The organism is Holospora curviuscula, assembly GCF_002930195.1.
In the GTDB taxonomy this organism is placed as follows: domain Bacteria; phylum Pseudomonadota; class Alphaproteobacteria; order Holosporales; family Holosporaceae; genus Holospora; species Holospora curviuscula.
The window spans coordinates 1-18030 of sequence record NZ_PHHC01000132.1; the positions used below are offsets into that span (position 1 = coordinate 1).

Annotated in this window: 16 protein-coding genes; 9 read left to right on the forward strand and 7 right to left on the reverse strand. The window is 35.9% G+C overall.

All coding sequences use genetic code 11. From position 1 onward, the window contains the following. The first annotated feature begins 347 nt into the window (after positions 1-347). Complete coding sequence (locus HCUR_RS06540) at positions 348-926, forward strand: hypothetical protein (protein ID WP_129591963.1); 579 nt, start codon at positions 348-350, stop codon at positions 924-926. A gap of 985 nt (positions 927-1911) precedes the next feature. On the opposite strand, the gene HCUR_RS09290 is transcribed toward HCUR_RS06540, so the two are convergent. Continuing rightward, the gene (locus tag HCUR_RS09290) at positions 1912-2088 is read right to left on the reverse strand and encodes a hypothetical protein (RefSeq protein ID WP_207760968.1); all 177 of its coding nucleotides are present in this window, start codon (positions 2086-2088) and stop codon (positions 1912-1914) included. Positions 2089-2280: 192 nt separating this feature from the next. Between HCUR_RS09290 and HCUR_RS06545 the strand changes: the two genes are divergently transcribed. Further along, complete coding sequence (locus tag HCUR_RS06545) at positions 2281-2487, forward strand: hypothetical protein (RefSeq protein ID WP_104207288.1); 207 nt, start codon at positions 2281-2283, stop codon at positions 2485-2487. A gap of 68 nt (positions 2488-2555) precedes the next feature. On the opposite strand, the gene radA is transcribed toward HCUR_RS06545, so the two are convergent. The 4 genes from radA to HCUR_RS06570 form a co-directional block, all read right to left on the reverse strand. Continuing rightward, positions 2556-3908 (reverse strand): DNA repair protein RadA, encoded by a 1353-nt coding sequence (radA, locus tag HCUR_RS06550; RefSeq protein ID WP_243397306.1) that lies wholly within the window; start codon positions 3906-3908, stop codon positions 2556-2558. 845 nt (positions 3909-4753) lie between these two features. After that, positions 4754-7648, reverse strand: a complete 2895-nt coding sequence (locus HCUR_RS06560; RefSeq protein WP_104207290.1) for a YhdP family protein — start codon at positions 7646-7648, stop codon at positions 4754-4756. Further along, on the reverse strand, positions 7617-8039 hold the full coding sequence (locus tag HCUR_RS06565; RefSeq protein WP_165780836.1) for a YraN family protein: 423 nt from the start codon (positions 8037-8039) through the stop codon (positions 7617-7619). The genes HCUR_RS06560 and HCUR_RS06565 overlap by 32 nt, the downstream gene beginning before the upstream one ends. Continuing rightward, positions 7991-9073, reverse strand: a complete 1083-nt coding sequence (locus HCUR_RS06570) for a hypothetical protein (protein ID WP_104207292.1) — start codon at positions 9071-9073, stop codon at positions 7991-7993. Before HCUR_RS06570 ends, HCUR_RS06565 begins: the two co-directional genes overlap by 49 nt. A gap of 569 nt (positions 9074-9642) precedes the next feature. Between HCUR_RS06570 and HCUR_RS06575 the strand changes: the two genes are divergently transcribed. The 6 genes from HCUR_RS06575 (at position 9643) to HCUR_RS06600 (ending at position 15517) form a co-directional block, all read left to right on the forward strand. Further along, positions 9643-10812 (forward strand): phage portal protein, encoded by a 1170-nt coding sequence (locus HCUR_RS06575; protein WP_104207293.1) that lies wholly within the window; start codon positions 9643-9645, stop codon positions 10810-10812. A gap of 81 nt (positions 10813-10893) precedes the next feature. After that, a complete protein-coding gene (locus HCUR_RS06580; RefSeq protein WP_165780837.1) occupies positions 10894-11415 on the forward strand; it encodes an HK97 family phage prohead protease in 522 nt (173 codons plus the stop codon). A 58-nt stretch (positions 11416-11473) separates the two neighbouring features. Then, positions 11474-12673, forward strand: a complete 1200-nt coding sequence (locus tag HCUR_RS06585) for a phage major capsid protein (RefSeq protein WP_104207295.1) — start codon at positions 11474-11476, stop codon at positions 12671-12673. A gap of 135 nt (positions 12674-12808) precedes the next feature. Further along, positions 12809-13330 (forward strand): head-tail connector protein, encoded by a 522-nt coding sequence (locus HCUR_RS06590; RefSeq protein ID WP_129591964.1) that lies wholly within the window; start codon positions 12809-12811, stop codon positions 13328-13330. A 7-nt stretch (positions 13331-13337) separates the two neighbouring features. Continuing rightward, the gene (locus HCUR_RS06595; RefSeq protein WP_104207297.1) at positions 13338-13763 is read left to right on the forward strand and encodes a hypothetical protein; all 426 of its coding nucleotides are present in this window, start codon (positions 13338-13340) and stop codon (positions 13761-13763) included. Beyond that, complete coding sequence (locus HCUR_RS06600; protein WP_207760969.1) at positions 13742-15517, forward strand: hypothetical protein; 1776 nt, start codon at positions 13742-13744, stop codon at positions 15515-15517. Before HCUR_RS06595 ends, HCUR_RS06600 begins: the two co-directional genes overlap by 22 nt. Before the next feature lie 9 nt (positions 15518-15526). On the opposite strand, the gene HCUR_RS06605 is transcribed toward HCUR_RS06600, so the two are convergent. After that, positions 15527-16732 carry a hypothetical protein gene (locus HCUR_RS06605; protein ID WP_104207299.1) on the reverse strand — a complete coding sequence of 402 codons (1206 nt, stop codon included), beginning with the start codon at positions 16730-16732 and terminating at the stop codon, positions 15527-15529. Between the two features lie 167 nt (positions 16733-16899). Between HCUR_RS06605 and HCUR_RS06610 the strand changes: the two genes are divergently transcribed. Further along, positions 16900-17634 carry a hypothetical protein gene (locus HCUR_RS06610; RefSeq protein ID WP_104207300.1) on the forward strand — a complete coding sequence of 245 codons (735 nt, stop codon included), beginning with the start codon at positions 16900-16902 and terminating at the stop codon, positions 17632-17634. A 218-nt stretch (positions 17635-17852) separates the two neighbouring features. Here the strand turns inward: HCUR_RS06610 and HCUR_RS06615 are convergent. Then, a partial coding sequence (locus HCUR_RS06615; RefSeq protein ID WP_165780568.1) for a transposase occupies positions 17853-18030 on the reverse strand: 178 nt, incomplete at its 5' end.

Below are 18030 nucleotides of genomic sequence, written 5' to 3' on the forward strand. Positions count from 1 at the left end.
GTTCTGTTTAGAGTTCTGTTTAGAGTTCTGTTTAGAGTTCTGTTTAGAGTTCTGTTTAGAGTTCTGTTTAGACTAAAATTTTTTTCTGCCCATTCCCCGATCATAATCTTCTTTAATTTTTTTTAACAGAACTTTGACGTTCTAAATAGCAAAAATTTGACAATAATATAAGTTAACGATAAAATATTTTTTTATAAATTACAAATTAGTATAAAATAAAATTTTCAAATTTTATTTATAGTTTTACAATAATAAGTTTTTTTATTTTTCTAAGTGGGCAGTGTGTAAACGCTATAGCTGCTGTACTTTTTCTAGAGTCTACGGAGCGTTTGCTTTGCCCAGAAAATTTGTACAAATTGAGAAAAGATCCATATTTTCCTAATTTAAGGCATTTAGAACTTCGAGATTTAGACAACATAGAGTTTATTTTTAAGTTAAAAGCCCCTGTCTTAACGAAGGTAGTACTCTCTCTTTCTATTCCTACGTGGGATATTTTAAGAACTCTAGTCATGGAAAACATGCGCGCTTTAGAGCTGAAAGATGGAATTGCCAAGCATGATCGTACAGACAAGCGCGTTCCTTTAAATCTCAAATTTTTAGAAGAATTAACGTTGCGCAATTTTTATTTTAAAGATTTTACAGAATTTTTAGGCTGGGACACATCTGAGCTTAAATTACTGCGTGTGTTAAATACGTATAAAGATATGAACCTTAACAGTTTTAAAGGATTTTCTTTTCTAGCACCCCAAATTAGACAGCTCATTCTAAAGAGGATAATCATCAAAAGTTTTAATGGATTAATAGGCTTTTTGTTGCAAAATCCTGAAGTTTTAGAGCTAAAGTGTAAACTTTCTAGAAATGCCCTAGAAGAATTAAAAAAAGTAGACCTCACTCAGCTAAAGATAGCACGCTTTTTTTCAGCTTGATTCCCCAAAATACAGTCCCGTAAATTTAGATTTTACCCATTTAATTCTCCTCAAACTTGTGTATTTGAAACTTTTGAATTTTAACTCTTTTTCAGCAATTAATAAAAAAACATGCCAAAATTAAAAATTTTAGAGCTTCACAAGGGATATAATAAAAAATTTATAGCAAGCATTCGCAAATCTTTTGGTCCAGAACTTACCATTATCATTACACCTTCATGGAGGTAAAGCGCATTTTCTCAATAAAGTATCCCCACTCACATTACATGACAAAAAATGGGATTAAAGCTAAGGAATTGTAAAAAATTCTGCTATTTAAACTAATTTTCACAATAAAATAGTCGTCTCTAAAATATTCAAATCAAACAAGATTCCTCCAGCGTCATCAATTTTATTATTTTTCTGAGATTAAACGCAGAGCCGAATAAGATTGCGTTCTATTTATATCACTCATAACGCTAAGGAAATGATTTCAACTATAGTAATTGAGCTTGAATATGGGATTTGAAAGAATTGAAGCAAGGCCTTATATCAATTTCGTACAGTGAGTAATGCTAAGCTTAATCCATCCTTTCATAGTAGCCAAAACTGTCTCAAGGGGGAGGCAGGTCGGGAGACTGTAGTGGCAACACACTAGCCCAAAGTCAACCGATTCTATCAATACTTTATAATCTTATAAGCGTTATAGAATGATACATGATGCATAATTAGGCTGAATTTTAGCGCTTTGATTCAATACTGTTTTCCACAATAATTAAAAAAATTCGTATTGTAAGAACCATTAAAACTCACGGGAGCGATCGATTGAGGATTCTAGCGATGCTATGACTTCTTTTGGAATAGTGACCACACTTCTTACTTAAGGACTTTCCGCTTTTTTTCCTCATGCTTTATCTTTGAAAACCGCTATATCAGCACTGCTCTCGTCACTCTATACAAGATTTTCAGGCGCTATATCATTGATTGTTTCTTGATAGTTATTTCTTCACAAGCCTCCACTCTGGGCAAACCCTAATTTTTTAAGATTTCTATAGACAGAAGTAATTGCTTGCATTAAATAGCACAGAAATTTTTGCCCATGGTTGATCTTCGGCTTGATAGTGCTTTCTTTTTCGTACCGTATACACTCCCCACTTTCGCTATTTTTACTCACCATACCCATTGTTTCCCTTTTCTTTTCATTAGAACTTAATTTTATTTTGCAACAAAGCAATCTCACCAATGCGGGTAAGTATTGAATACGGGTCTGCTCAGCTCAAAATCTTTTACCATCGAGCGTTACAAAAAAACAGAAAAAAAGTATTACTAGCATCATTAATCTCACAAAGTGATTCTATACCATCTAAAAAGTATTATGATTAGAACCATACTATCTTATTCTCTAATCCCTAAAAATCTTTTGTTTGAGGCTCACGCAGAAGGTTCACTCTCTAAAAAAGTGCAACACCTTGCAAAGCACAATGCCATTATTATTGTTCTTCTGCAAGAATTTCTTTTGTACACTAGAATTATTGGAGTTCAAAACATCAACAAATCATTATGCGATTTAAATTATTATTAAGGAGAAAATTGGGCATAATGAGTAGCGCGTCATCAAAGATTCTGGGTCAACTGAAAGATTACTGTACTTTATTTTTTTATAAAGTGGTGAAGAATATCTTGCACGTGTTGAATAGGATAAGATTTCAAGGCTATTGTCGTAGAAGTAGGCGCCATAAACACTGAGGTTAAGCCAAACTGTTCTGCTTCCCTTAATCGTTGAGTAGTGTAGGGAACAGGACGTACTTCTCCGGTGAGACCAATTTCTCCAAAAGCTACAGATCCTTGAGGGACAGGACGTTTTTTTAAGCAAGATAACAACGCTAAAGCTACGCATAGATCTGCTGCTGGCTCGGTAATTTTTATTCCTCCCAGTACAGTCAAAAAAACATCCTTATTGGAAAATTGAATTTGGCATCTTGCCTCTAGTACTGCTAAAATCATAGAAAGGCGATTATGATCCCATCCGACCACTGCTCTTCTAGGGCTTGCTAAAAATGAAGATACAGACAATGCCTGAATTTCTAATAATAATGGACGAGATCCCTCCATTCCAGAAAAAACACAAGAACCGGGAATCAAGTGGGATTTTTTACTTAAGAATAAACGAGAAGGATGCGATACCTCTTGAAGTCCTTCATGGTTCATATCAAACACTCCAATTTCTTGTGTGGGACCAAAACGATTCTTTACAGTACGGAGTAATCGGTAGGGGTGCGTTTTTTCTCCTTCAAAATAAAGAACGGTATCTACCATGTGCTCTAAGACCTTGGGTCCTGCAATCATCCCGTCTTTTGTAATGTGTCCCACCACCATAATGGCCAGGTCTGTATGTTTTGCTAAAGTAATGAGAAGTTGCATACAATGACGAATTTGGGTTAGAGTACCTGCAGTGGAAGCAATCTCTGAAGAAACCAACGTTTGAATAGAATCAATAATCACATACCCTTTCACTCCCTGCAACGTAGGAATCAGTAGAGAAGAAATCGTTGCCAATACACCATCCAAATCGTTGGTTGCAATAAGATGGATGGGCGCTCGTTGAATATTCATTCGCTTTGCTCTGAATCGAATTTGAGCAGCAGATTCTTCTCCAGACACATAAATAACGGGAATGGATTCTGCTAATGCAGCGGCTACTTTTAAGAGCAAAGTCGACTTCCCTATTCCTGGGTCTCCTGCGAGCAACGCGACTGATCCTGCCACAATACCGCCGCCACAGGTACGATCAAATTCTTTAATATGAGTTAAAATTCTTGGAAAATGGGAATCTTCTTGTTTGTGCAAGGATTCTACGGAGATTTTTTCTCTAGAGTGGGCTTTTTGTAATGCTTGAGGATCTTGTGCAATCAGTGTATTCCATTCTCCACAATCACATTTCCCTTTCCATTTTACATGCTGTATTCCACAGTGTTGGCATATATAAATTAATTTTTTTATCATGCGCCTAAACTGCTCCTCTGTGTTATTTTTTCCTGGGAAAAAGTCAAATTTTTTAACCTTAAATAGTTTTATTTTTGAGAAATTATTTTTTATTATACGATATAATAGATCTACTGCGTAAGGGTCAAATTTAAGATAAAAGAATAGACGTACAGTGAAAAGGTCAGAAAAGTTATCGGAACAGTCTGAACGGAAGTTTCTATGAGAATAAGGTAAACAAACAGTGCAAAACGTCCAAGAACTTTTTTGAGATTATTGGGTGTTACACTGTAATAGGCACAAAAAATAAGCCATACCGTCTATCTTTTGTGAGAAAAGCTGATTCTGGGCCGCTAAAAAAGACTTCGGTGTAACTTTAAATTACCTTTTGAAGAAGCTTAAGCCAAGAAAAAATTGAGCGTCTTTTAGCGATAATCCAGAAACTCGTTGAAAGCTTTGAATGGAAAAAAAATACTTATTCCTGAAGCAAGAAGAAATAATACCCACTCAAGACAAAAATCAGTGAGGCTCATAACAGTCCTACCCCAAGGGGGAAGAATTATCCTTATCCCCCCATGGAGTTTGATAGGTAGAATTTTTGTGTAAACACAGTACCTTGTGTTCATAAAATTTAGGTGATTCCAGGCTATCATAGACTTTACAAGGGCGTATTTCACCGGTATCTTAGGTTTCATATTCAAAGCTTGAGCTTCATTAAAACGCGACTTGTATATCAATTCTTTTTTCCCTGAATGAAGCTATAAAGCAGTGATCGTCCACGCAAGGGCCCGGTAAATATCAGTTAATGATATGATGAACCTCCTGATGCGTTGTTTTCAGTGAGACTAAAAAGTATTAGTCTATGCTCATTCAAACAAGGTTTTTAGTCCACCCAGTTCAAAAATACTAAAGGGATTCACAAAAAAGTCTGGATCTTTTAAACTTCCTGAGATTATAAATTTACTGGAAATAATCCCTTTTTCTTGTCCCAATATGTGTCCAATAATGGGGACGTGTGAAAAAAACGTGTTCATAAAATAGGCAGGAACAATACCTCCCTTCAAAAAAAGGGTTCGGGTTTTAAAGTTGACATCTCCCTTTAAAAAAGCCCCTAAGTTCAATCCACGAGCAATTCCTTTCTTTAGCTGAAGTACACCCCTATTGTAAGAACATTTTACAGAAATCTCAGAAAAATCTAGAGAGCTATGAAGCAATTCAGTTAAGGCACTGGGAGAAAATAAACTCAATATCTTGGCCATCCACAAGCCTTGAGTTACCACATCGCGGCACACTAGGCGGCCTTTATACGCACCATTAGATGTTTGTTTTCCTACCCATTCTCCAGAGTCTCCAGAATGGGCTATAGATTTTAAACCTAAGATATGAAATACCCCAGAAAGCCCTTTGCAAATTACGTGAATGGTCGTGTTCTCTTGCTTAGGAACTGCAGAAAAATGTACAGTACCAGAATCTTTTGGAGTTCGAATCACACATCGAGCCTCACTTTTTAACCAACGACATTGATCTAAATCTAAGATGGAATACCCGATAGAGGGATAGTTCCAGCTTAATACTCCTTTTATTCCCTGTATTTTGGTGACTTTATCCCATTTTAAGCTTTGAATATTAAGATCTGCTTCCACCGTACACTGTTTCTGATGAGCTCGATTTGGAATATTTAATTTTTTTTCTTCTCCTCTCTTGGAGTAATCAGAGTTAAGCAATGAAAGATCTAAATACTTACAGGTAAGTCTTATCTTTTGAAGATCAGGATGAAGGGCTAAACCGCCATGAAGTACTCCAGGAATATAAAATCGGGCTTCACCTTTCAACTCCTTATTTAAAAAAAATTTTCCTTGGGAATCAATACTACCTTTTGTATGAAAGGTTAATTGTTTTTTCTTTTCTAAAAATTCACACTTTAGTGTTAAACCATCTTCAGATTTTTTTGTCCATTGAAGCCAGGGAATATTCAACTCTACTTTTTTTGCATCCATATGGGCAATAAGTTTTCCTCTCCCAGGAAAGTATTCCACCTGTACGGGAAATAATTCTTTTTTAATACAAGAATGAATCCAGGAAGGAATCCATAAACAAGGATCGATCCAAAGATCCATAGTAAGCTTTTGATGCACGGGAGTCTTAAAGATACTATTCCATGTCCATAGTACGGGATGGCGATTCATTTGTCCTTCTCCCTGAATTGAAACATCGTGCTGAGTACCTTTAATTTGTATAGTTCCTTGCTCATAAGGCAGTATAACTCCTAGTGCCTTTACGTCAAACTGAGTATTTTCAAATCCACTTTCATACTCTAAAATGATATCTTGAAGGTGTAAATCCAACAAAAGAGGAAACCGCATCCTTAATTGGGTATGAGCCCTTCCTTGAGCATGCTGAATAGGTAACGATGAGGTAACGTTAAGCTTTTTACAGTTTAAAATTTTCAATATGTCCTGAACACCTCCTTCTAACCTTAAGCCTAATGTCAGATTAGAATTTTCAGAAAGATCGTGAATGTGAATATGGCCAGATTCCACAGACTGCTTGGAAAATAATGCTTTTTCTACGTAAAAATTAAACTCATTCAGATTAAATTCTGCTCTAGAATACAAATTTTCGATGTCTGGCATTCCAGGAACGATAGTAAGATAAGATTTTTTTATAAAAAAACTCCCATGAAGATCCTGCAATACATCCAAGGTGCCGGAAATACGTCCTTTGAACTGGTCTAAAATTCCCAGTCTAAAATGATCATCTACCCAATTTTTTGCGTTGATTCCCCAAGATTTATTCCACCAGAACTCTAAGGATTTAATGGGAATGTTTCCTGTACTCTTCCAACTTGCAGTCCAAGCGTTATGATACCTTCCTTTAATAAAAATGGTTAGATCATCCATCCCAACCTTCCCTTTTAAACGCCCACAATCTGAATTCCATACCCCCGTGATGGTTCCATTTTGCAAATGATAATTTTTTTTTCCCACTAAAAAATCTTTTTTGTCCCAAGAAATTTTTATAGTGGTGGTGGAAGCATTAAAAAAACATTCTACAGAGGCAGGATGACAAAAAGTTACAGGATAACCTAATCTTTTCATTAATTTACCGACACCATTCGTAAACCGTCCATGAATATACCGCTTGCATGGAATATAACTCCATTCAACTTTTCCCAATTCACCTTCCATATACCCAGAAATCTTTTTATGAATTTGTTCTGGTGTCCAAGAAAAAGATTCTATACGAGTTTGCAGGGCACGATCTTTAAACACTGTTATACCTCCTGTAATAGAACACTGTTCTACCTGGGAAACGCGCTGCAACAGAGCAGTAATAGTACTCCAAAGCGTCAGTAAGTTTAAAGGAAGTTTTTTTGGGGTAACATACGCAATACGGATATTCTGAACCCATAGAGCACGCACGGGATGGGTTAACAAGAATCGCAACTCAAATTTAGCCTGGGATATACATAGTATAGTATACCTGTTCCTCCATTGGACATCACGAAACATAACACAAGGACGTCCATGCCATTTCCACTCTATAGAGCTTTCCTTAGCATAAATGGGATATCCCATTTTTTGTAACACCGTCAATACAACGGATAATGAGCGCGGTTTAGAAATGTAATACCGAGTCCCAGCAACTAATATCGTCCCTATACATACCAAGATAAAAAGAGCTCGCCACATTCTTTGAATCCCATAATATATCGAAGAAATTCGAAATTTATACCGTATCATAGCCTTCCACGCAGGCATTAAAGTAACACTCTATACACCGGCCACTAACAACTACTACACATACTTGACAGGTATCGTACTTCTCATTCATCTGGTTTATCAACCACTGGGACGCTTGAAGAATACGTTTTTTCTGTCTTAGACCTAACGCTTCTCGAGCATTTAGTAACTTAGTTCTATATTTAACTTCTATAAATAAAATCTCATATCCTTTTGAACACACCAAGTCTAGTTCTCCAAAAGGAGTACGCAAGCGACGATGAATGGGAACATAGCCTTGAGCTAAAAAGTAGTCTAAAACTTTTTGCTCTGCATCAAGACCTTTTTTATAGGAAGAAAAAATTAAATAATCACCAAGACCTATAGTAAAATGTTCTGACTTAAGTAAAATCCGTTGAATATATTCCAAACCAACGTTCCAAAAAAAATTGTGTATACATTTATAAATGTGTATTTATTATACTTTCGACGATATAGTTTTGAGTATATCGATTTACTGTACATAACGCAACATAGCACGTATAGGATATACTCTCCATAGTATATCCCTCTATAATATCGGACGGCATGAAGCATTCCCCACAAAGCTCCACTCGCGCAACTTCCTAACAAAATACCACTTCCTATTCCAGCATCGTTTTTAGTAATCCATCTATTCTCGTCATGGTATACTATATAATGAGCCCATTGCATACATGCCAAATACACCAAAAGAAAAAATTTGTTGTCAATAAAACAGCACATCCATTGAATACTCAACATGTGCACTAAAAATCGCCCATAAGCATAGTTCTGTTTGTAAAACAATACCCCCATCACCCCCAAAATTATTCCTCCCTGAAGGATGCTGTACAAGCTAGGTTGGACACTTCTAGCAGAAAGCACGTACAAAAGCCCAAAAATCCATTGAATCCAATGGATATACTCTAAAGAAGAACGCTTAGGTTTAAATAAAAAAGAGGTACCACAACTGTAAATTATTCCACAAACCAAGGTTAGGGTGACTCTAGACACCCCTCCTAAAAAAATTAATACACCCCATAACCAACGATTTTTTATATCCAGCCCGTACGCTAAACATAGATATGCACCACAACTTAAGATCCACTGAAAACGAAAGGATGTTGCAATACTGATTCCTGTAATAAAAGTGTAGTGCACAAACATGGAACTTAGAGAAAAAGAGGGGTTTTCTTGAGTAGAACAATTTCTATGTAAGCTTAAGTGCATTAAAAAAAACACATACAATAAAATTGTTTCTCCTCCAAGAGGAAAAAAAATAGGATAACCTATCCAGCATAAGCACCATATACAAGAAAAAAAACTAGTCCACAAAGCCATCTTGTAGCGTTGCATAAATAAAAAAGGACGGGAAATCCATAGAAAAATACTAGTGAGCAGTGGAAGAATTACAAGACTTATAGAAAAATTAACCCCATTCACACTTTCTTCCCCATAATTCGTGCTAATCTAGGACCCAAGCATTTTAATCTATGTTTTATCTGAAAATGTACCAGAAGGTATTTCATAATTTTTTATGCTGATTTTCTAATATCCTACTTTTATATAGCTGAAAGAGAATAAAAAGATCTTGATATTATACTTATTGGGTCATAAAGTTTTGATTTTTCTTTCCCGCAATTTATAAAAATCTTTTCTATGGACTGTTGGGGATAAGTTTGTGTATATCTCAAATACGCATTTTTTAAATCTTATTTTTTTTTTTTTAAAATATTATCCCCAAAATATCCTGTAGTTTTCCACAATAATAAAAGATAAAAAAATTTAATCCCCCCTGTTCTTAACACAGGTTTTCCACACGAAAGCGTTTCTCTACTACAACAACTATTCTTTATACAAATATTTTATAGAAAAGATAGAATACTGAGTTTTCAAACCTAAATTATTAGGAAATCATAAAAAAGTTGCAACTTAAGAATCAAATATGTTATCCAATAAACATACGCTTCATTGTCTTTAAGAAAAACAAGACAAAACCCCTCAGGAGTGGTATGAAATTTTTTAAGAAAAAACCTTTAGAAAAAAAAGCCGTTTCTACACCGTTTTTAACAACCTCCTCAAATTATGGCTATTCTGGTAAAGAACATACGTTTGAAGAAATGGCTGCTCTAGGGTATCAGAATAATCCTATTGTATATCGATGCATTACCCTTATTGCGCGAAGTATTGCTTCAGTTCAAATACATCTAAAGAAAAAATTATCTGACACTAGAATTACGCATCACCCTATCATTTCTCTTTTAAATAATCCAAATCCTTTTCAAAGATATGAATCTTTTACGGAAATGGTGGTCTCCCATTTATTACTTTCCGGAAATGCTTTTATTGAGTACGTAGGGGATGCTAGTAGTTGCGGAGAATTATATATATTACGCCCAGATCATGTGCGTATTCTTTATACTAATCAAGGATTTCCAGAAACCTATGAGTACCAAATTGGAAACACAACACATCATATTCCCATTGATGGGCTTACGGGACGGTCTCAAATCGTACACATTAGTTTATTTAATCCTTTTGAAAATCATTGGGGGCAAAGCCCCTTAATGGCCGCTATGCCTTTAGTCCAATTTCGTAATGAAGCTTTAGATCATAACTTATCTATTCTTAAACGAGGTGGAAATCCTAGTGGTGTTTTGACGGTTGATTCTCAATACGAAATGACGGAAGAGCAAAGGATTCAGTTACGTACAGATCTAGAGAATTTATATACAGGACGAGACAATGCAGGACGTATTATGGTCTTGAGTAATGGGCTTCGATGGGAAAAAACAGGATTTTCTCCTCAAGAAATGGCTTTTTTAGAAGGACAAGGAGAAGCAGCAAGAGGAATTGCACAATTGTTTGGGATTCCTCCTACGTGTATTGGTATTCCTGGAGATGAACGATTTGCCAACTATAAAGAAGCTAGGGTTCATATGTGGGAAGAAACTTTAATTCCTATGGTTAATTTAATTCTTTCTAACTATCAAAAATTGCTTAGTATTCTGGATAAAGAGGTAGAATTAAGCTATTCAAAAGATGACATTGATGCACTTTCTATAAAAAGAGAAGCGCTTTGGGAGCGTACTAATAATGCTGCGTTTTTAACTATTAATGAAAAAAGACGCATCATGGGATTTACTCCTTTACCGGATGGAGATGTATTAGTTGCGGCTTAAATACAACAATAATTTTTAAGTCAAGATAACACAGAAATTTAGTTGCTATAGGAAAAAATAATGAATCAGGTATGGGATGTAATGAAACCTTTTTGCGTAAAAACCTATCAAGGCATCTTTTCTGGATACGCTAGTACGTACACCCCAGATGCCGTAGGAGATCAAATGGTACCCGGTGCCTTTCAAAAAACTCTTTGGGCATGGAAAAAGAAAAAAAAAAGATTTCCTCATGTTTATTGGGAACATGATATTGAAGAACCTATAGGGGTTTGTTTACAACTTAAGGAAGATGAAAAAGGCTTGTTTATTCAGGGAAAGCTTCTTCAAGATTTTCCAAAAACCAAAGAAGCACTCCAAAGTATTCAATGGGGAAGGCGGGGCTTATCCATCGGATTTTTTGTTCAAGGATGTCATTTTAACGGAGGCACTCGATGTATTACAGAGGTCTTACTCAAAGAAATATCTCTTGTAAAATTTCCCTGTAATTCGGATGCTGTTGTGGAAGAAATAAAAAGTATTTCTTCTTGTAGCTACGATGCGGCCACGCAAGGTGTTCATCGTGCATTTCAGCGTTTGTATCTAAAAATAAACGCTTCCTTTTAATACAGTAATATTTTTTTATACATTTTAAATAAATTTAAACTTTAATCAAGGAGATCTTATGTCTATTGAACACACGTTGCAGCATGCATTAACTGAACTGGGACAAGCGTTTGAAACATTTAAAGAGGTCAATGATGAGCGATTAAAGGCTTTAGAATTAAAACTCCCTTTTGATGGTCTTCATGAAGATAAACTCCAGAGACTTCACCAGGTTATGGATCAAGCTCACAGTACATTAACTCAAGTACACAATACTATTAATCAAAGACCGTGTTTTAATCCAGGAACTACTCAAGATTTTCAGCATAAAAGTGCATTTTTATCCTATGTACAAAATGGAAATACGGACGGCTTGCGCCGTATCGAGCATAAAGCATTGAATCATGTGACGGATTCGGAAGGAGGATTTTTGATGCCCCAATCTATGGTCGAGGCTTTATATTCGAATCTAATTCAAGATTCTTTACTTCGCAAATTACCCAGTATGGTGGAAGTAAAAAAGGGAAGAGCTATGGATGTAATTCTTGACGAAAATGGAGGTATTCCTGTAGTTTGGGGAGAAGATAAACTTCGGGCTCCTTCCCAAGAAGATATTTCTAGCGCTTTAAAAAAAATTCATATTCCGCTCTGTACCTTATCCCAAAGACCTAAAGTGACTCAAGCTTTATTGGAAGAGGGTATTGTGAACGTTGAATCTTGGTTATTGGAAGAAGCGAGATTAAAGATGATGGATGCGGAAAATCAGGCATTTTTATACGGAGACCCCAATCAACATCAACCAGAAGGCGTGGTGTTAAAAGCAAAAAATGATGGTCTTTTCAAGTATAACTTTGAAGGAGAGTTTCCTACGCTTGCCGATGCTGCAGATAAACTTTTATTCACTCTTATTACTAAAATTCCCAGTTATTTTTTAAGAGACTCTGTTTGGATCGGATCCAAAGAAGCGATGCATTGGGCAAGGAGTATAAAAACGTCTCAAGGCTATCTTTTTTGGGTTCCTACTAAGCTTCAGGAAAAACCCGTCCTCATGGGGTATGAGTTTTTTGTTACTGACCTTATGGAAAAAGGTACAAAAGCAGGAGAAATTCCGTTAATATTTGGAAGTTTTAAACGAGGATATCAAGGTATTTATCGACAAGGCATTCGTTTAATCCGAGATCCCTTTACGTATAAACCCCATGTGGAGCTATACATGATGGCGCACGTGGGAGGTGCTGTTATCCATCCTCAAGCTTTTTCTGCACTACAAAATGCATAAGAACACTTAATACGCTCTCTTCTTTTTTTTTATTTTATTCTTTATAAGGAATCTATTCCTTTTTTGCAAAGCGTTGTAATAGAAGCGCTTTGCTATAAATTTTTTTTTCAAACGAGCACCACCAGGAGATACGCGGTGACGATTATTGTAATGCGTCCCAATGAAGGGACCCCTATTGATTTAACTGTGCTAAAAAGCTTACTTCCCGTAGGAAGTTATCCTTCTCAAACTGTATTGAATACATGGATTAAAATGGCCGTACAGTGGCTAGAGATGCGTTTGAATCAGGCTTTTTTGACACAAACTATCCAAATTATCAGCCGAAACAATCGTATACCTCTTAGTAGACGTCCTTTTATTCATCTTTTGAACGTGAAACAAAAAGGAAAAGTATTGAATCCATCTCAGTATATATTGGAAAAAAATTCTGCCGGACTAGAAGAAGTTCTTGTTCCATTTCAATGGAAGAGTCCTTCAATTACAGTAGAATATGAAGCAGGATATGGAGAAACTTTTGACTCCGTTCCTGTAGTCTTTAGGCAGGTAATTATGAATACCGTGAAGCATTTATGTGAACATACTGGAGATCCTAAAGGCTTAAATGATAGTTTAGAACCCTGGCTTGCGGCAGGGCATCGTACATATCGGTTGTGGTGACGTAATCATGATGATACCAGATTTTTATAAACTGTCTTGGCAATTTCAACAGGATTTTTTTGGGTATATACAACATGAACTACTTTCCTTAAACGTGCCCACAGTGTTTCAAGAATCTCAGTCTATATCTTTTCCCTACGTTATTTTATCTTTAAAAACACTTCAGGAATTTTTTAGAGGAAAAGCATGGTTTATTATGGAAATCTCTTTATTACATACTCAATATTCTGTGGAGCTAGAGCGTTCTATTATAACACGGCTTTATCCAATGACTATAGATCCTGTGATTCTTACACATTTCCAGGATATTCCGTTAGGAAGCACTATCACGTATTTAAATAAGCCTACCCGCTCTTATAAACTAGGAAAGCAATACCATTCTACCCTATGGACTTTTTCTATAATGAGTCGTTGGAGTACAAAAGATTATTAGGAGAAGTACTGATGCTATACTTTTCTTGGATTGGCTATAAGGAGGAACCTTTTTCTTCTCATCATTACGGAAAATGTGATATACCTATTCTTTTTCTATCTTTAAAACAGACAGAAGAAAAGCCTGCGGTCCTGATTTTACATATTCCTTTGGAAGAAGAAGTTAAATCTTATGGTGTACTAAGCTGGAAGCCTACTGGATCCAAAGAACCTTTATGTTTGTTTAAAGGATATGTAGAGAAGATTGAACAAGAAAACGGGGTGGTGGTAATTTACTTAAATGCTATACAGAACGAAAGTTCTTGGCTTCGTATTGCCCAGACTCTTCGATCTCAGAAAAGTTTTTGTAACTATTTCTTTGATGAAGAAGATATACGACCAGAAAGTGTATTGGCAGATCAGCCATTGATTCCATACTGGTGTCCAGTTTCAGGTGTGTGCACTCTTTCTCACTTGACTACTTCTTTGGACATGTTTCATGGAAAAGAAGAAGCTCAAGTTATCCAGTATCGCCAAGTTCCAGGAATTCGTAACGTTAATATTTCAGTAAAAGCTCAATGGATTCAACAAGTGCAAGGAATGGTAGACGTATTTCCTTGGATTGAACGGGCTTTTCCCCACAGGGTACTTGCCACCTATACCCCAAGTGGATTAAAAAAAATATGGCCTAAAGCAGGAATGCTTCTGGGAAACTCTGGGTACCGTGTGATGCACAGTGAGTTGGTCATTAATGAAAGAAAAAGTGAATTTTTAAAACTTTTAAACTCTCAGCGCATAGTGCAACGCTGCGTCTTTGATGGGAGTTTATGGTTATTTTGGAATTTTAAACAAAAACGTAAAGAAACCATTCAAACGGCTTGGAACTCTCAAATCCCAGGAGCGTCAATAGACCTAAACTGGAACTTAGGTGCGATTACCTGTGCCCAAGCTGTGGATGGCTGGAGCCCTACTCGAGCCTATAAAAAAGGTGAATGCGTGCGCTTTGGACAAAAAATTTTTGAATGCCTCTGTGACCATCATGCGTTTGTATTTCAGGAAAATGCTCATTGGAAAGTGCATAGTGAATATACTCAAGAACTTTTTTTAACTCTACAAAGTTCCTTTTTTTTAACACGTCATGGAAAAAAAGCCTTCGAATTTGCATTGCAACGAGCCTACGTGCTATGGCTCAAGGCAGCACGGTGTTGTCATATGGAGATTAAGGGATCTCTTGATGCCTTGGGAGGAGTCACATTAGGTCATCAGTACAGAGTTTCTTATCCTAAAGGAAAGATCTTTAGTGGAAAAGTGACTTACTATGAATACATCGCGAACCAGGAGGGAGTTAGTGTTTCTATTGGATTATCTGCACTTCATCCTCATGCGTTTATGGCGTCTCCTATGTTCAGTGGGCCTCATCAAACTTTGGGGTCTTATGCTGAGAATTATGCCCAGGAGTGGTACCATTTGCAGGGAGGTAGGGAAGGAAGAAAAGGGGCTGAGTATATAGCGTATACTGATGTTAAGCCTCAGGATACCTATGCTTACGCTCAATTTTTAGCAGGAAACCAATTGCTGGATCGTATTGATGTTCGCTCCACGGATGTGGACCAGTTTCATATCTTGGAAACGTCTTCTACGGATTCAAAGCAAAAGCATTTTTTACATCCCCCTGCCATACGTCTCCATTTTCAAAAATTGAAGGGATTAGACGCGCTTCATCATACTATTCCTGTACAAATGCTTCAAGGGCTGAGTGTAGTGCTACCTTTATAAATGTACAGCTTATAATCTTTTTATAATTTTTTGAATCATATCGGTGATTTTTGTGTACTCAGCTTCACAAGAATCTATTATAGTTTTCCATTCCGCTTGCTGAGCAAATGCAAGAGGAATAATATGAGATAATTTTTTTAAGTGCTTTGTGAGTAACGCTGAAGTAATGTTATTGTCTGGCCAATATAATAAAAGATTTTTAAATTTCTCCATATCCCACTGACGATGAAGTTCTGCGGTGGCGTCCAGTATCAAAGCTAAAATGCTAGAAGGGGGGGTTGGATGGAGGGCCATTTCTCCCATCATATGTACCAAAAAAGTAATACATAATTTATGATATAGCTTTTGTTTTGAAGGAGAGTTAGGATACAACTTTAGAACATTATGAAGTAATTTTTGGTGATCAAAGTTCTGTATAGAAGGGGTTATACGGACTCCTGGTAACTTAAAATCTAAAATTTCCAAAGGCTCTTTCGGTTCTTGAGAGGCTAGAATCGTATGGGCATAACGGGTGTTTTCTTGTTCTAGGGTATGTAATAGAGGAAGAAGTTGCTTAATTTTCATGAAGTTATCCATAGAGGCAGATAAGATGGTTTGAATTTTTTCTACACAAGGGTCTTGAAAACACAAAGATTGGGCGTACCGTGTCCATAAGTAAATACGATGAAAAATTTCATCATATAGCCCATCCACTAAAAGGCTTACAGTTTCTTTATTGTGGGGGTTTTGTTGAAGAATATTGTCTGTACGGAGCTTTCTATCTTTGGTTCGATTTTCTAATTCCTGCTTAAGTATAAACACGCCTAGTATTTCAGGGATATTCTGTGCAGTTACAGGTTCTGGAGGGGGTGCTTCTTCTTTTTTTGATGGCGGATTCAGGAGATTTGGAGAAGCTCTAATATAAATTTTTTGATCTTTTTTCATCAATTCGAACAATGTACGTTGATAAAAAGTTTTTCGATCTGTACTGTACATATCACTGGAATTTTTTACAGATTGAACATAGATGATGTGTTGAGCAAGCTGCTCACTATACATTCGTAATATTTCATCTGAGTGACGGGGTAGAGATGTATAAAGTTCCGGTTTTTTTTTGTAAACCCAGTTCAAAAATTTTCGCAGTGTTTGAGAAACATGTTCTGATTCAGACTGAACTTGTCCAAAAGTGCAACTTATCCCTCCTATCCAAATAAAAATGATCTGTTTAATTCTCATTGTAAAGAGTTAATGAATTACCTTTATTATCTTACAAAAGTTATAAAAAAAATCAATGCAATATTATTGCACTAAAAAAAATTCAAAATTGATGTTTGATTTTTTTAAGATTAAATTATCTTTTTTTATCTATAATATGGAATATAAAGTCATAAATTGGAAGCTAAATGAATAAAATAAACACGTTTTTTTTGTGCATATTAACTTTAGGAATACAAAATTCTATACTGTATGCAAATCCTAGTGGTATAATCGACCTGTTGTCACAGCTACTTGAAGAAAAAATTCCAAAGGATCAGTCACAAACTGTGGGCATGGAAATAAAAGAAAAAATAAAATCATCGTTAACCGGTATAAAAGAATCACCAGACATTAATTTAGAAAAATTGGAAAAAAAAGTAAAATCTTTATTACAAGAAGTGAAATTAGAGTCGATTAGTGCACAGGAATTAAAAGAAAAAATAAAGTCGTTGCTTCAAGACCAAGACTTAAAAGAGAGTACGCCTACTCCTGAAGATGCATCTAAGCTTGAAAAGCCAAAGACTTTAGAAGCTATTATAGAAGAAATATATCGATTAAAAGCTGAGAATCAGCTTGCTAAAGTTCAGTTACAAACTGAAACCGATACCATAAAAAAGCTTTTGGATCCGATAAAGAAGCAGGTTGCTAAAGAAAATTTACCAAATTTGGAATCAAAAATAAAACATACTATCAATGAAGCTGTAGATGAGCAAATAGAGCGTTTAAAAGAAAAACTTACTTCCGAAGACATCGACACCGTAGAAGCACAAGATACATCTAAATTTCAAGATCCTCTTAGTAAAAGTATGTTCTCTAAGCTCAAGACAAAGATTGAAGAAGATCAAAGAAAATTGGATCAACAGTTTGATTCTCTGACGTAAAAAAAGTAAAACTATTCATTTTATTAGGCTTATTATTTTCTAAACGGAGTGTTCATTTTTTCCATAAGGTCTATAAAAAACTATTTTAAAGTTCATGATATCGGCGATGATGTTGAGTGTCACGCCGTAAAAGGTGCGTTTTTTGTGCAAGCGAAGAGCCATAATTTGATATAGAGCTTTTTTCTCTAAAGGCTACCTACTTAGAGCTTATCCGCAAATTAATTAGGAGGAAAGAATCTGCGCAAGAGTAGTCTGTTAAGTGACATGTAAATGTTATTCTCTGTAGAAGAACAAAGCAAGTCGTATTCTTTTGATAGCCTTCTATTTCTACCAAGCCATCCAAATGTTCGTTCTACAACCCATCGTCTCCGTTGAACCTTAAAGCCCCCCTCTATC